The sequence below is a fragment of the Rhodomicrobium sp. Az07 genome (genome assembly GCF_018619475.1).
Classification (GTDB): Bacteria; Pseudomonadota; Alphaproteobacteria; order Rhizobiales; family Rhodomicrobiaceae; genus Rhodomicrobium.
On sequence record NZ_JAHFZG010000047.1, the window covers coordinates 1 to 630 of the forward strand.

Genomic DNA, 630 nt, shown 5'->3' on the forward strand with positions numbered 1-630 from the left:
CTAGGTCACCGACTCGTAAGCCCGCAGCCAGATACGGACTGACGCAAGCTTGACGGATGCGAGGAAATTGTCGTCGCGCTTGTCGTAGCGGGTTGCGACGGCTCGGAAGTGTTTGAGTTTGTTGAAGAAGCGCTCGACGGCATTGCGCTGCCGGTACAGCCAGGCCGAGAAGGCCGGGCGTTTCTTCCGGTTCGGCATGAGCTTGATGTTGCCCCACGCGCCGCGCTGTTCGAGGGCGTGGCGCAAGCCGTCGCTGTCATAGGCGCGGTCGGCGAGCAGGATGGCGCCGGCCTTGACCTCGCCCAGCATGTCCTCGGCCGAGCGACCGTCATGGGCCTGCCCCTCGGTGAGTTTCAGCGCGATCGGCAGGCCGTTGGCGTCGACGAGCGCGTGGATTTTCGTCGTCAGGCCGCCGCGCGAGCGACCCATGCAACGGGATCGGACGGCTTTTTTTTTCCGTTGGCCGCGTGCTGATGGACGCGGATCGACGACGAGTCGATCATCTGGATGTCGCCGTCGTAAGCCTTTGAAATCGCGTCGAGAAGCCGGTCCCACACGCCCGCCTTGCGCCAGCGGTTGAAGCGGTTCACGCAGGTGGTATGCGGGCCGTAACGCGCCGGAATGTCGGCC

General features: G+C 64.6%; 1 pseudogene. It reads right to left on the minus strand.

The features are described 5' to 3' along the window. Positions 1-630 (minus strand): annotated as a pseudogene (locus KKP04_RS15265) (IS5 family transposase); the annotation flags it as partial.